At 67.1% G+C, this 13,083-nt stretch carries 14 protein-coding genes; 11 read left to right on the forward strand and 3 right to left on the reverse strand.

Going from position 1 to position 13,083, the window contains the following annotated elements:
* The first annotated feature begins 93 nt into the window (after nt 1-93).
* From EJP69_RS17730 to EJP69_RS17755, 6 genes are all read left to right on the forward strand, one after another.
* Entirely contained in the window at nt 94-951 is an 858-nt protein-coding gene (locus EJP69_RS17730; RefSeq protein WP_126471820.1) for a 3',5'-nucleoside bisphosphate phosphatase, read from the forward strand.
* A complete protein-coding gene (locus EJP69_RS17735) occupies nt 948-1,925 on the forward strand; it encodes a DMT family transporter (protein ID WP_093301995.1) in 978 nt (325 codons plus the stop codon). The genes EJP69_RS17730 and EJP69_RS17735 overlap by 4 nt, the downstream gene beginning before the upstream one ends.
* A 19-nt stretch (nt 1,926-1,944) precedes the next feature.
* Nucleotides 1,945-2,580, forward strand: a complete 636-nt coding sequence (locus EJP69_RS17740) for an L-threonylcarbamoyladenylate synthase (protein ID WP_093197698.1) — start codon at nt 1,945-1,947, stop codon at nt 2,578-2,580.
* Between the two features lie 41 nt (nt 2,581-2,621).
* Nucleotides 2,622-3,293, forward strand: a complete 672-nt coding sequence (locus EJP69_RS17745) for a site-2 protease family protein (protein WP_093197700.1) — start codon at nt 2,622-2,624, stop codon at nt 3,291-3,293.
* Between the two features lie 16 nt (nt 3,294-3,309).
* On the forward strand, nt 3,310-4,644 hold the full coding sequence (locus EJP69_RS17750; protein WP_093197703.1) for a tryptophan--tRNA ligase: 1,335 nt from the start codon (nt 3,310-3,312) through the stop codon (nt 4,642-4,644).
* A 74-nt stretch (nt 4,645-4,718) separates the two neighbouring features.
* Nucleotides 4,719-5,321 (forward strand): LuxR C-terminal-related transcriptional regulator, encoded by a 603-nt coding sequence (locus EJP69_RS17755; protein WP_093058637.1) that lies wholly within the window; start codon nt 4,719-4,721, stop codon nt 5,319-5,321.
* A gap of 150 nt (nt 5,322-5,471) precedes the next feature.
* On the opposite strand, the gene shkS is transcribed toward EJP69_RS17755, so the two are convergent.
* On the reverse strand, nt 5,472-6,887 hold the full coding sequence (shkS, locus tag EJP69_RS17760; protein ID WP_093197705.1) for a surface-behavior sensor histidine kinase ShkS: 1,416 nt from the start codon (nt 6,885-6,887) through the stop codon (nt 5,472-5,474).
* Nucleotides 6,888-6,986: 99 nt separating this feature from the next.
* Here shkS and EJP69_RS17765 point away from each other — a divergent pair, with 99 nt between their 5' ends.
* Both EJP69_RS17765 and EJP69_RS17770 read left to right on the forward strand, forming a co-directional pair.
* A complete protein-coding gene (locus tag EJP69_RS17765) occupies nt 6,987-7,388 on the forward strand; it encodes a VOC family protein (protein WP_093197708.1) in 402 nt (133 codons plus the stop codon).
* On the forward strand, nt 7,382-7,783 hold the full coding sequence (locus tag EJP69_RS17770) for a phage holin family protein (protein ID WP_093197710.1): 402 nt from the start codon (nt 7,382-7,384) through the stop codon (nt 7,781-7,783). Before EJP69_RS17765 ends, EJP69_RS17770 begins: the two co-directional genes overlap by 7 nt.
* Before the next feature lie 4 nt (nt 7,784-7,787).
* On the opposite strand, the gene EJP69_RS17775 is transcribed toward EJP69_RS17770, so the two are convergent.
* Entirely contained in the window at nt 7,788-9,107 is a 1,320-nt protein-coding gene (locus EJP69_RS17775) for an FAD-dependent oxidoreductase (RefSeq protein ID WP_240652190.1), read from the reverse strand.
* A 1-nt stretch (nt 9,108) separates the two neighbouring features.
* The gene (locus EJP69_RS17780; RefSeq protein ID WP_240652191.1) at nt 9,109-10,137 is read right to left on the reverse strand and encodes a Bug family tripartite tricarboxylate transporter substrate binding protein; all 1,029 of its coding nucleotides are present in this window, start codon (nt 10,135-10,137) and stop codon (nt 9,109-9,111) included.
* Nucleotides 10,138-10,270: 133 nt separating this feature from the next.
* Between EJP69_RS17780 and EJP69_RS17785 the strand changes: the two genes are divergently transcribed.
* The 3 genes from EJP69_RS17785 to EJP69_RS17795 all read left to right on the forward strand — a co-directional run bounded on the left by EJP69_RS17785 (nt 10,271) and on the right by EJP69_RS17795 (nt 12,910).
* Complete coding sequence (locus EJP69_RS17785) at nt 10,271-11,170, forward strand: LysR family transcriptional regulator (RefSeq protein WP_170217152.1); 900 nt, start codon at nt 10,271-10,273, stop codon at nt 11,168-11,170.
* Between the two features lie 100 nt (nt 11,171-11,270).
* The gene (locus tag EJP69_RS17790; protein WP_170217153.1) at nt 11,271-12,215 is read left to right on the forward strand and encodes an alkaline phosphatase D family protein; all 945 of its coding nucleotides are present in this window, start codon (nt 11,271-11,273) and stop codon (nt 12,213-12,215) included.
* Nucleotides 12,212-12,910 carry a DUF1353 domain-containing protein gene (locus EJP69_RS17795; protein WP_093197720.1) on the forward strand — a complete coding sequence of 233 codons (699 nt, stop codon included), beginning with the start codon at nt 12,212-12,214 and terminating at the stop codon, nt 12,908-12,910. Before EJP69_RS17790 ends, EJP69_RS17795 begins: the two co-directional genes overlap by 4 nt.
* Nucleotides 12,911-13,083: the final 173 nt, after the last annotated feature.

Below are 13,083 nucleotides of genomic sequence, written 5' to 3' on the forward strand. Positions count from 1 at the left end.
CATGCAGCGGTGCAGTAATGCTATTTATTTAATAGCATCTTGCATAGCATCCACGCGCCCGCAACGATGTTCCAGACCCCATAGAATGCGAGGGTGTCCTCCATTCTCAATGCCGATCTTCACTGCCACTCCGTGGTTTCCGACGGCACGCTGACGCCCGAAGAACTGGCCACGCGCGCGGCCGCCAACGGCGTCGAGCTCTGGGCCCTCACCGATCACGACGAAATCGGCGGCCAGCACCGCGCCGCAGCGGCGGCCCGTGCCAACGGCATGCGCTATCTCACCGGCACCGAGATCTCGGTGACCTTCGCCGGCGAAACCGTGCACATCGTCGGCTTGGGCTTCGACCCCGACGACGCGGCCATTTCGCAAGGCCTCTACGACACGCGCGGCGGCCGCGGCAAGCGGGCGCAGGAAATGTCCGAAGGACTGGCAAAGGTCGGCATCCACGGCGCCTACGAAGGCGCGCTCAAGTTCGTCGGCAACCCCGAACTCATCTCCCGCACGCACTTCGCGCGCTTTCTCGTCGAGCAGGGTCACTGCCGCGACACGCCAGAGGTGTTCCGCAAGTTCCTCACCGAGGGCAAGCCCGGCTACGTTCCGCACCGCTGGGCCACGCTGAAGGACGCCGTGCACTGGATCACCGCCGCCAAGGGCATGGCCGTGATCGCGCACCCGGGCCGCTACAAGTTCACGGCCAACGAGGAGTACGCGCTGTTCCTCGAGTTCAAGGCGCATGGCGGCCAGGCGATCGAGGTCGTCACAGGCAGCCACACGCCGGCCGAGTTCGTCGAGTACGCCGACAAGGCGCTCGAGTTCGATTTCGCCGCTTCGCGCGGCAGCGATTTCCACAGCCCCGACGAGAGCCACTGCGATCTCGGCAAGCTGCCGCCGTTGCCCGGCGCGCTCACTCCCGTGTGGGAACTGCTCGGCGACCGCATCCAGCAGTGAGCCAGAACCCCGGGACCGGCACCGACAGCGCGGCGGCAGTTGCGCTGGCGAACGCACGCGCGGCGCAGCAGCGCAGCGTCAGCAAGGAGTCGGAGCGCATCCTCGCCGGTATCGGCTTGGTGATCCTGGCGGTGGCCTGCTTCGCGACGCTCGACACCGCCACCAAGTACTCCACCCTCGGCGTGCCCATCCTGATGGGCGTGTGGTTCCGCTACGCCTTCCAGGCCGTGGCAACCACGCTGGTGCTGCTGCCGCTGCGCGGCACGGAGCTGCTTCGCACGCGGCATCCGCGCTACCAGGCGCTGCGCGGGGCGCTGCTGCTGGCGTCGAGCATCTTCGCCTTCCTGAGCCTGCGCTACATGCCGCTGGCCGAGTTCACCTCGATCGTGCTGATCGCGCCGCTGGTCATCACGCTGCTGGCGGCCACCACGCTCAAGGAGCACGTGTCGCCGCTGCGCTGGTCGCTGGTGGCGGGCGGCTTCCTCGGCACGCTGGTCATCCTGCGGCCGGGCGGCGGGGCGTTCAGCTGGGCCATCTTCCTGCCGCTCGGGCTGGTGCTGAGCAACGCCTGGTTCCAGGTGCTCACGAGCAAGCTGGCGCAGACCGAGAACCCGCTGACCATGCACTTCTACACCGGCTGGGTGGGTACGCTGCTCGTCTCGCTGGGAGTGCCCTTCGTGTGGACCTCGCTGCCCTCGTGGGAATGGTGGGCGCTGCTGTGCCTCATGGGCTTCATGGGCACGGTGGGGCACTTCATGCTGATCCTGGCCTACCAGCGCGCACCGGCTTCCACGCTCACCCCGTATCTCTATGCCCAGATCGCGTTCGCCATGCTCGGCGGCTGGATCGTCTTTTCCCATGTGCCCGACAGCTTCTCGCTGATCGGCATGGCGATGATCGCGGTCTGCGGCGCGGCCGGCGCATGGCTCACGGTGCGCGAGCGCCGGGTGCCCATCGAGCCCGCCGAATCCTGACCAGGAGCCTTTCTTCATCATGGCCCAGTACTTCGAAGTCCATCCAGAGAACCCGCAGCAGCGCCTGCTGAAGCAGGCCGTCACGCTGCTGGAGCGCGGCGACATCGTGGCCGTGCCCACCGACTCCAGCTACGCGCTGGCCTGCCACCTCGACGACAAGGACGCGGTCGACCAGCTTCGCCGCATCCGCCAGGTCGACGAGAAGCACCATCTCACGCTGCTGTGCCGCGACCTGAGCGAACTGGCCAACTACGCGCGCGTCGACAACAAGCAGTACCGCCTGCTGAAGGCGGCCACGCCCGGCCCCTACACCTTCCTGCTCGAGGCCACCAAGGAAGTGCCGCGCCGCGTGAGCCATCCGCAGCGCAAGACCATCGGCCTGCGCGTGCCCGACCACAAGGTGCTGCTGGAGCTGCTGTCGCTGCACGGCGCGCCCCTCCTGGCCACCACGCTGATCGCTCCGGGCGAGACCGAGGCCCTGAACGACGCGCAGACCATCCGCGAGCGCTTCGAGAAGCAGATCGCCGCGGTCATCGATGCCGGCGCCTGCCCTTCGCAGCCAACCACCGTGGTCGACCTCACGCCCATGGGCTCGGGCGACGACCCCGTCGTGGTGCGCCAGGGGCGCGGCGCGCTGGCCGTGCTGGGCCTCTGAAATCGGGGCTGAGAACCACTCCCGTCTGACACAATCGCCCAGTGGATATTTCAAGTCAGATTCAAACCGTCCTGATCCTGGCGCTGCCGGTGCTGTTCGCCATCACGGTGCCCGCCGTGGTTCGAGGCCGTGTGGCAAGCCACTTCGGCGATCAGACGGCCGCCATGATGGGTCGACTAACGCTGAACCCGATCAAGCACATCGATCCCATTGGCACGCTGCTGATCCCATTGGTGCTGTACTTCGCTACCTCTGGAGCGCTGCTGTTTGGCTATGCCAAGCCGATCCCGTTCGATCCGCGCAACCTGCGTAATCCGAAGCGAGATCTGCTCTGGGTGTCACTATCAGCGCCGGCGGCCAACTTCGCGATGGCACTGGCATGGGCCATCCTTTTCGTCCTGCTGCGTGCCACTGGCATCGATGAGCCTTTTTTCGTACAGATGGCGCAAGGCGGCGTGCTGGTCAACCTCGTCATGTGGGCCTTCAACCTGTTCCCCTTGCCACCGCTCGATGGCGGTCGCATCCTTGTGGGTCTGCTGCCGAATGGACCGGTGCCAAACTTTCTTGCACGCATCGAGCCCTATGGCTTCTTCATCGTGATGGCACTGGTGCTGGCCGGAGTTCTCGGCAAGCTTTGGCTGCAGCCGCTGATGGCGGCGGGCTACTCCATCATCAACACGATCCTTATTCCGCTCGTAGCTTTGCTGCGCTAAGTTTCCCCTTCGTTCCATGGCTTCGTCTTCCCAAGCTCCCCTGCGCGTCCTGACCGGCATCACGCCGTCGGGCACGCCGCACCTCGGCAACTACGTCGGCTCGATCCGCCATTCGGTGCGGCAAAGCGTCGCGCCCGGTGTGCAGAGCTTCTTCTTCCTTGCCGACTACCACGCGCTCATCAAGGTGCAGGAGCCGGCGCTGATCCAGCGCTCCACCCTCGAGATCGCCGCCAGCTGGCTGGCCTGCGGCCTCGACCCCGAGAAAGTCACCTTCTACCGCCAGTCGGACATCGTCGAGATACCCGAGCTGACATGGTTCCTCACCTGCGTCACCGGCAAGGGCGTGCTCAACCGCGCGCACGCCTACAAGGCGCAGCTCGACAAGAACGTGGCCAAGGGCGAGGACCCCGACGCCGACGTGACGGCCGGCCTCTTCATGTACCCGGTGCTCATGGGCGCCGACATCCTGATGTTCAACGCCCACAAGGTGCCCGTGGGCCGCGACCAGGTGCAGCACATCGAGATGGCGCGCGACATGGCGCAGCGCTTCAACCACCTCTACGGCGATCACTTCACGCTGCCCGAGGCCGAGATCGACGACGCCGTGGCCACCCTGCCCGGCCTCGACGGCCGCAAGATGAGCAAGAGCTACGGCAACACGATCCCGCTGTTCGCGCCGCGCGCGCAGTTGCACAAGCAGATCTCCAGCATCGTGACCGACTCCCGCGCACCCGGCGAACCCAAGGACACCGAGGGCTCTGCGCTCTTCCAGATCTACCAGGCCTTCGCCAGCGCCGAGGAAACCGAGTCGCTGCGCAAGGCGTACGCCGACGGCATCGGCTGGGGCGACGCCAAGCAGATGCTGTTCGAGCGCATCGACCTCGAAGTGGCGCCGCTGCGCGAGCGCTACGAGGCGCTCATGAACGACCCGGCGCAGATCGAGCGCACCCTGCTGGCCGGCGCCGAGAAGGCGCAGGCCCTGTCGAAGCCCTTCATGGCCAGCCTGCGCCACGCGGTCGGCCTGCGCAATCTCGCGGCCGGCAAGGACAAGGGCCAGGCCAAGGCGGCCAAGGTCGCCAAGCCCAGTTTCAAGCAGTACCGCGAGAAGGCGGACGGACTTTTCTATTTCAAGCTGTTGGATGCGCGCGGCGAAACCCTGCTGCAAAGCCGTGGATTCGCGTCGCCGCAGGAAGCGGGCCGTACCATCGCAATCCTGCAGGCACAACGCGGCGAAGCATTGGCCGCGCTGGCCGGCCAGCTGGAACCCATCGGTACAGAAAAAATACGCGCCGTCGAAGAGGCGCTGGAGGCACTGACGGAAACGACACCCGGCACAACCAGCGGGAGTTGATCCGGCAACGCCCATCGGCTTATCGGCCGATGAGCATGACGAGAGAAGACGGTGCGATCACAAAGGAAGAAAACATGAGCATTTATGTCATCGACGACCACCCCTTGATGCGCGACGCGATCGTGATGGTCTTGCGGCGCTTGCGCCCGGCCGAGAACATCGTCGAGCTCGAACGCCTCGACAAGCTCGCAAGCTCCGTGCAGCAGCGTGGCGCGCCCACGCTCTTCTGCCTGGACCTGAAGCTGCCGGACACCAACGGCGTCTCGGGCGTGATCGCGGTCAAGCAGGTCTATCCGAACGTGCCGATCGCCGTGTATTCCGCGGCCCCCTCCGCCGACATGGAAGACGCCTGCATCGAGGCTGGCGCCGACACCTACATCGAGAAGTCGGCCAGCTCCAACGAACTGGCGGCGGCCCTGCGCGGCCTGCTGATGGCCGGCTCGGAAGACGAAGCCGACGAGATGCCCGCTGCCAACAGCGGCAAGCTCTCGAAGCGCCAGACGCAGCTGATCGCCATGCTCGACAAGGGCATGAGCAACCGCGACATCGCCACCGACCTGGAGATCAGCGAGCACACGGTGAAGGTTCACCTGTGGCGTCTGTTCCGCAGGCTGGGAGTGAAGAGCCGTACGCAGGCGCTGCACTACGCGCGCACGAACGGCTTGCTATCTGGCTGACCCCCAGGCTTCGCGCACTTCGTGTCGCTGCGCCAACCCCCTTGCAGGGGGCAACACCTGAGGACCGGCAAAGCCGGTTCCTCGGTGTTCCCGAAATAAAAAACCGCGCCTTGGCGCGGTTTTTTCATGGGAGCGGGATTGAGTGTGTCTTCAGCCGCCGGAGGCCGTCACCCGCGCCTGCGCAACCGCCTCGTCGGCGTCATGCAGCGCCACCCTGAACACGCTGCCGCTGCCCAGCCGCGAGCGCACGCTCACCGGGTGACCCAGCACGTGCGACAGCCGCGCGACGATGGCAAGGCCCAGGCCGAAGCCGTCGGAGGTGCCGGCGTGATCGGCCACCTTGTAGAACTCCAGGAACACGTCGCGCAGATGCTCGGGCGCGATGCCGATGCCGGTGTCCCACACCTCCACGCGCAGGCCGTCGCGCGTCTGCCGCGCTGCCAGCAGCACGCCGCCTTCGGTCGTGTACTTGATCGCGTTGGCCAGCAGGTTGCCGATCATGCGGCGCACGCGGATCGGGTCGGTCAGGAACGAGCCCTCGCACATATGCACGCGGAAATCCAGGCCGCGGCTCTCGGCCACGGGGCGGTATTGCAGCTCCAGGTCGTGCAGCAGCTCGGGCACGTCGACGCGCTCGACGTGCAGGCGCACCTGGCCCGAGTCGATGCGCGCCAGGTCGAACATCGAGTCGAACAGCGCATTCACCGCGTGCGTGGCGCGCACGATCTTCGGCGCGAGCTCGAGCACCAGCTCGGGCTCGTTGCGCAGCCAGTCGGCGTACAACGAAAGTGCCAGCACCGGTTGGCGCATGTCATGCGCGGCGCTGGCCAGGAAGCGGTTCTTCATGGCCACGGCCGAAACCGCCGCCTGCCGCTGCTGGGTCAGCGACTTGATCAGGATGTGGTTGTGGAACAGCAGCTCCAGGCTGTTGCGCGCCGTCTCGTGGATGTGCCGCCCGGCCCTCAGCAGCAGGAACCAGTGCAGGATCGGCAGTATGGGCATCAGGTAGCCGTACTGGAACTGCGGATGCTGCAGCGTGATCGACACCAGCCGTATCAGCACCGCCCCCAGCATCGTGATGAACAGCGTGTTGACGTAGCGCTTGAGCAGCGGCGGATGCAGCGCCAGCCCGTTGAGCGGAAAGGTGCCCACGCCGGCCACGATGAGCCAGCTCATGAACTGGTTGACCTGCGGCGTACGTTCGAAGAACAGCAGCACCGACAGCCCCCACACCACCGCGCTGGTGCTCCAGACGAAGCCGTAGCGCTCGGTGAACTGCTGCTGCGCGGCCGCGCTGCGCCCGGCGTAGCGCACCGCGTAGACCCGCGCGCCCCAGGCCCGGCAGGCGGTGGCGATCAGGCCAGCCAGGAGCCAGATGAGCAGTTCCCAACGGGGGACGTAGGCCCAGTTCAGGCCGACCATGGCCGGCATCAGCGCCGCGGAGACGAAGTACGAGCCCTTCGCCGAGCGCATCAGGCTGCGGATGAGCTCGCCGCGTACCCACGATTCGGCTTCATCGGCCGAAGCCGGGGCGGGGGTCATGCTGGCGATCGACGCATTGGCCATAAGCCGGCGATCTTAACGGCCAGTCCGCCAGTGTTTCTTGGGGTAACAATCGAGAATCAGGTCAACAATTGAGCTGTTAACCAGGAAGAATTAACTCGCATGTTGTCCCACGTCTACATCGGTGTGAACGACTTCGAGCGCGCCTTCTCCTTCTATTCGGCGCTCATGGGCGAACTGGGCCTGAAGCTGAGGTTCCGCGACGACGGCAAGCCATGGGCCGGCTGGCAGGGCCCCGACGCGCCCCGCCCGCTCTTCCTGGTGGGTACCCCGTACGACGAGCAGGCCGCCTCGCCCGGCAACGGCCAGATGGTGGCGCTGATGGCCGCCGACCGCGCCACGGTGGACCGGGTCCACGCCATCGCGCTGGCACAGGGCGGCACCTGCGAAGGCCCGCCGGGCCTCAGGCCGCACTACCACGCCGACTACTATGGGGCCTACTTCCGTGATCCCGACGGCAACAAGCTCTGCGTCTGCTGCCACAAACCACCCGATCCATGCTGAACAACCTGACTCCCTTCCTCGTCCACTGGGCCATCACCGGCATCTCGCTGTGGGTCGCAAGCCATCTCTTTCGCGGACTGAAGTTCGACAGCACCGGCGCGCTGATCGTCTCGGCGCTGTTGCTGGGCCTGGCCAACGCGATCGTCAAGCCCTTGCTGATCGTGCTCACTCTGCCGCTGACGCTGGTGACCTTCGGGCTCTTCCTGCTGGTCATCAACGCGCTGATGATCCTGCTGGTGGCCGCGCTGGTGAAGGGCTTCAGGGTGTCGGGCTTCTGGACCGCGCTGTTCGCGAGCATCTTCATCTCGCTGCTGAGCATCCTCATCGGCTCGCTCGTCACCGGCGGCGACCCCGCCGAGAAGGTGCAGATGCCGCAGAGCGGCAACTGGCTCTGAGCGCCTAGGCGAGCACCGCACCGCCGCGCAGCAGCGCCTCGCGCAATGCCGGCACCGGAACCGCCCGCACCTGGGCGCCCATGCCCTCGCCAGCCGCCTTCGCTGCCATCGCCGCGGCAATGCCGGCCGCGTGCCCCACCGCCATCGAGATCGTCATGACCCGGATGGCCGCCAGCGCCTCGTGGCTGGCCGAGATGCCCCGCCCCACGCCCAGCGCGTTGTCGAGAGCGCCCGGGATCAGGCTGCGGTACGGAATCTGGTAGGCGTGGTCGTCGTCCATCGGCACGTAGTGCAGCGAACCGCCCTGCGCCGGATGGATGTCGATCGGGTAGGCCCCGGCCGCGATGGCGTCGGCGAACTGCACCGGTTCCAGCAGCTCGGCGGCCGTCAGCACATGGTCGCCCTCCACGCGCCGCGTCTCGCGCACGCCCACCTGCGTGCCGAAGGCGCGAAGCCGGCCGTTGCCGCAGCCGGGCACCGAGGCGGCGATGAAAGCCGCGGCCTTCCATGCCTGCCGCCGGCCTTCGATCTCCGCGCCGCCGAGCGCCATCGGGTCGGTGGCGTCGATGGCCAGCCGGCTGATGTTGAACCAGGCGTCGTCCGAATGCGGAACGCGGCTGGAGTGCAGCGCGGCCCGCGCGAGACCGCCCTGCGCATAACCCCTGGCGGCCAGTTCGGCGAGCTCCGCCTTCGAGAGCGCGCCGAAGCGCTCGAAATCGATCGGGCCGAAGCGGAACATCATCGTGGCCGGCTGCAGCGCCTCGCCGCCGCCGAGCTCGAGAAAGCGTGCGCCCGCCTGCTCGAGCGCGTCCATGTCGCCGGAGGCATCGACCAGCACGGCCGGGCGCAGGGCGAGCACGCCGCCCTTGGTCAGCACGCGCAAGCCGGCGACGCGCCGTCCCTCGCACTGCACGTCGAGCAGGCTGGCATGCAGCAGCGGTTGCACGCCGGCCTCGGCCACCATGTCGTCGAGCACCAGCTTGAGCACCTCGGGCTCGTATTCGACGCGGTCCATGTGATGCCCGGTGGACATCACGAATCGGTCGTGCTCGCGCGCGCCGCCGTAGCGCCGCAGCCGCTCGACCACCTCGTCGGCAAGCCCCGCCACCACCTTGCGGCCGTTGCCGGTCTGCCAGCTGTTGAACTGCGCCACCGCGCCCGCCGTGGCGTTGCCGCCCAGGAAGCCATAGCGTTCGACCAGCACCACCGAGGCGCCCTGCCGTGCCGCCGCCACCGCCGCCATGGTGCCCGCGACGCCTCCGCCGCACACCACCACGTCGGCCTCGACGACGCGGCTCGTTCCGATGTCCTTGTTCATGTGCATGCTAGTTCTCGACCTGGATGCCGCGGCTCTTCACCACCTGCCCCCAGCGGCCGCCTTCGGCCTTCAGGTACTGGGCCGTGGCCTCGCGGCCGCGGATGAATGTCTCGAGGCTCAGCGCCTCGAAGCGCTTCTTCACCGTCTCCGACTGCAGCGCGCCTGCCAGCAGCTTCTCGAGTCGCGCCAACCCCTCGGCAGGAATGCTGCCCTTGGGCGCCACCAGCGTGGCCCAGCCCTCCACCTCCAGGCTCTGCAGCTTCAGGCTGCGCAGGGTCGGCACGTTCGCCAGCTCGGCCACCGGCTGCGCCGAAGACACAGCCAGCGCACGCAGCCGGCCCGAGCGGATGTGCACGATCACGCTCGGCAGGTTCAGGAAGCCCATCGACACCAGTCCCGAGATCAGGTCGGGCATCAGCGCGCTCTCGCCCTTGTAGGGCACGCTCACGAGCGAGGTGCCGGTCTCCTGCGCGAACAGCTCGGCCGTCAGGTGCGCCAGCGTGCCGGTGCCGCTGTTGCCCGCGCTGAGCTTGCCGGGCTGGGCCTTGGCCTGCGCCACCAGGTCCGCCACGGTCTTCGCCTTCGATTCGGCCGGCACCACCAGCACCAGCGGCTGCTGCGAGACCATGCCGATGGCGTCGAAATCGCGCGCCACGTCGTAGGTCAGCTTCGGGTTGAGCGACGGGTTGATCACCATGCTGTTGCTGCCCATCAGCAGCGTGTGGCCGTCGCGGCTCTGCAGCGCCGCCATCACGCCGATGGCGCTGCCCGCGCCGGGCTTGTTCTCGACGATCACCGGCTGGCCGAGCTGCGGTGCCAGCACCTCGGCCAGCACGCGCGCCGAGCCGTCAGCGCCGCCGCCGGGCGCGAAGGGCACGATGATGCGCACCGGTTTCGTGGGCCAGGCCTCGGCGGCATCCGCGCGGTGGCCGAAGGCGACGGCGAGCGTCGCGACCGAGAGAGTGGAAATCGCATGCCTGCGCGTGATGCCGCGCGCGGCGGCGGTGGTGGCGGTGATGCCGGTGACTGTGGCCATGTCTCGTTGCCTCTTTGCTTGTTCTGAAGAATGAGGCCGATCCTAGGAAGCCCCCGCCCGCCCGGCAAATACCAACATGTCGCAAGCCCATAACATCGCGTTATCGAACAATGGCATCGGGCCGAGGCAAGTCATGAACCTCCGACAGATCGAAGTCTTCCGCGCCGTCATGCTGGCGGGCTCCGTCACCGACGCTGCGCGCTCGCTGCACGTGTCGCAGCCGGGCATCAGCCGCATGCTCTCGCACATCGAGCTGCAACTGGGGTTGCGCCTCTTCGAGCGGCGCAAGGGCAGGCTGCTGGCGACGCCCGAGGCGCAGGCGCTGTTCGCCGAGGTCGAGCAGGTGTACCGGGGCGTGGCGCGCATCGACGACTGCGCGCAGGCGCTGAAGGGCGGCAGGATGCTCACGCTGCGCGTGCTGTGCAGCCCCGGCACCGGGCTCGACATGGTGCCGCGCGCCCTCACCGCGCTGGGCGAGGAATTTCCCGACGCGCGCCTCTATTTCGAAGTGCTGCTCGCGAAGGAGATGGTCAAGCGCCTGGTGGCGCACGAGGCCGACGTGGCCATCTCCACGCTGGCCATCGACGATCCGCTGCTCAGCGCCCGCCCCATCGGGCGGTGGACGCTGGCCGGAGTGTTCCCGCGCGGCCACGCACTGGAGTCGCGGCGCACGCTGGCGCCGGCCGACATCCTGAAGGAACGCATGATCTCCTTCAGCCCCGACACCCCGCAGGGCCGGATCATTGCCGACTGGTGCGTGCAGCAGCGCTGCCAGCCCGACTCGCGCATCGAGGTGCGGGCCGGCCAGAGCGCCTGCGCCATGGCGGCGGCGGGCGCGGGCGTGGCCATCGTCGACGACCTCACGGCGCGCGGCTGCATGACCGACCGGCTGAGCTTCAGGCCGATACGCAACGCGCCCTCGTTCGACATCTTCGCGGTGACCAACGACAACTTCGCGGCCTCGCTGCTGGCCGGCCGGTTCGTCGCGCACGCCGGGGCCGCGCTGCGCCAGCTGAAGAAAGAGCGCGCCTGAACGGGCAGCGCCATCCCATATTCTGCGGAGGGACAGCGCGCGACGGCTGCCTATGATCCGCCTCACCCGGCAGACAGAGACCGGTGAACGAGGAGCCCCCATGAAGATCGCCTTCACGTCGTGCATGAACTACAAGTCCGGCCCCGACGGCTACCAGCACGTCTGGAACCGCATCGCGCAGGAGCAGCCCGACTACCTGTTCCTCCTGGGCGACCAGATCTACATGGACTACTTTCCCGATCTTGGCGATCCGTCCGACGGGAACCCGGCCGTGTTCGCCGACCTGATGCAGGGCAAGTACGAAACGCAATGGAGCGTGCCGAACTTCAAGGCCCTGCGGGACGCGCTGCGCCTGCGCCAGGGCAACGGCGGCGGCGTCTACGGCACCTGGGACGACCACGACTTCGCATGGAACAACGCGCACGGCTCGAAGGTCAGCGCGCCGGTGAAGCAGGAGACCCGCCGGCTCTTCACCAAGTACATGCAGATCGAGCAGCTGCAGAACCCGGCGCATCTCGATCCTGCCACCGACGGCATCTACTACTCGGTGCCGCTGATGCACCAGCAGCAGCGCATCGGCCGGGCGATCTTCCTCGACACCCGCTGGTACAGCGCCGAGCCCGGCGACGCCAGCCCGCTGCTCGGGCGCAAGCAACTCGACTACCTCAAGCAGGAACTGGCCAATGAGCAAGGCTACGTGGTGATCTGCGCCGGCACCCCGATCCGCGCGACCGGCAACGGCTGGATGCGCTACCGCGACGACTACGCGAAGTTCCGCGAGATCATCTACGGGCGCAACATCATCTTCCTGACCGGCGACATCCACGAGAACGCGTTCCTGCCGCCGGCCGGCGGAACGAAGATGTTCGAGGTCGTCTCCTCGGGCGCCTTCGTCACCAAGTACTACCTCACCGGCGAGCGCGAGAACTTCGGCATCCTCGACTACTCGCCGGCCAGCACCGACATCAAGCTTTTCGACAAGCACGGGCTGGAGCTGCACAACGTCATCGACAACGCGACCTTCATGCACCAGGAGATCCGATGAAAGCATCCGGCACCTTCTTCCGGACCCTCGCGGCCGCCGCCTTCTGCATGGCGTCGGCGTTCGCGCAGGCCCAGTTCGTCGGCGACCTGGTGCTGGAACCTGCGGGATGCACGCAGACCGGCAAGTGCAAGGTCAAGAACAAGCTCCGCTTCACCGACAGCAACAAGCTCGTCTGGGAAACCTACGACGGAGAGCCCACCGACGGCGCCACCATTCCGCCGATATTCCAGCCGATCGTCGGAAAGCCCTTCGAGGAGTCGTTCCTCAAGGCGGCAATCATCCACGACCACTACTGCGTGCGCCAGGTGCGTCCATGGCGCAAGACGCACCGCGTCTTCTACGAAGGGCTGATCGACCAAGGCGTGCCGCAGGCCAAGGCCAAGCTGATGTACTACGCCGTCTATCTCGGCGGTCCCAAGTGGGTCAAGCTGATGCCGGGCGAAAGCTGCAAAGGCAACTGCATCAAGAGCTTCAAGACGAGTGACGGCCAGCCGGTGATGCGCTCCCGCGAGGCCGACTATGCGACGGTGACGAACGAGGCCGAGCTTGCCGCGCTCGAGCAGGAGCTGCAGGCCAACCCTGACGGCATCAGCCTGGAAGACCTCGAGAAGCGCGCACAGGCAAAGCGCCCCGACGACTTCTACTACCGCAACGGCGACCAGGTGCGCATGAAGAACCTGCTGGCCACCGAGTGACCGGCGGGCACTGCCTGCCCCGGACGGGAGCTCCCGGCGTATTCTCGGCAGCCATGGGTTTGCGACGATGCTGCGTCGCATATCCTTGATCCTTGGACTGCTTTCCCGAGAAAGAAGCCCCTTGCCCCCGACCAAAGCCTCCGCCGCCCCCGTTCCGCCCCTCACCCGCCCCG

Source organism: Variovorax gossypii, from assembly GCF_003965815.1.
GTDB lineage: Bacteria > Pseudomonadota > Gammaproteobacteria > Burkholderiales > Burkholderiaceae_C > Variovorax > Variovorax gossypii.

Coding starts and splice junctions, on each gene's coding strand:
- EJP69_RS17740 (WP_093197698.1), top strand. CDS start 1,945: ATGGCCCAGTACTTCGAAGTCCATCCAGAGAACCCGCAGCAGCGCCTG.
- EJP69_RS17765 (WP_093197708.1), top strand. CDS start 6,987: ATGTTGTCCCACGTCTACATCGGTGTGAACGACTTCGAGCGCGCCTTC.
- EJP69_RS17775 (WP_240652190.1), bottom strand. CDS start 9,107: ATGCACATGAACAAGGACATCGGAACGAGCCGCGTCGTCGAGGCCGAC.
- EJP69_RS17755 (WP_093058637.1), top strand. CDS start 4,719: ATGAGCATTTATGTCATCGACGACCACCCCTTGATGCGCGACGCGATC.
- EJP69_RS17785 (WP_170217152.1), top strand. CDS start 10,271: ATGAACCTCCGACAGATCGAAGTCTTCCGCGCCGTCATGCTGGCGGGC.
- EJP69_RS17770 (WP_093197710.1), top strand. CDS start 7,382: ATGCTGAACAACCTGACTCCCTTCCTCGTCCACTGGGCCATCACCGGC.
- shkS (WP_093197705.1), bottom strand. CDS start 6,887: ATGGCCAATGCGTCGATCGCCAGCATGACCCCCGCCCCGGCTTCGGCC.
- EJP69_RS17790 (WP_170217153.1), top strand. CDS start 11,271: ATGAAGATCGCCTTCACGTCGTGCATGAACTACAAGTCCGGCCCCGAC.
- EJP69_RS17750 (WP_093197703.1), top strand. CDS start 3,310: ATGGCTTCGTCTTCCCAAGCTCCCCTGCGCGTCCTGACCGGCATCACG.
- EJP69_RS17795 (WP_093197720.1), top strand. CDS start 12,212: ATGAAAGCATCCGGCACCTTCTTCCGGACCCTCGCGGCCGCCGCCTTC.
- EJP69_RS17780 (WP_240652191.1), bottom strand. CDS start 10,137: ATGGCCACAGTCACCGGCATCACCGCCACCACCGCCGCCGCGCGCGGC.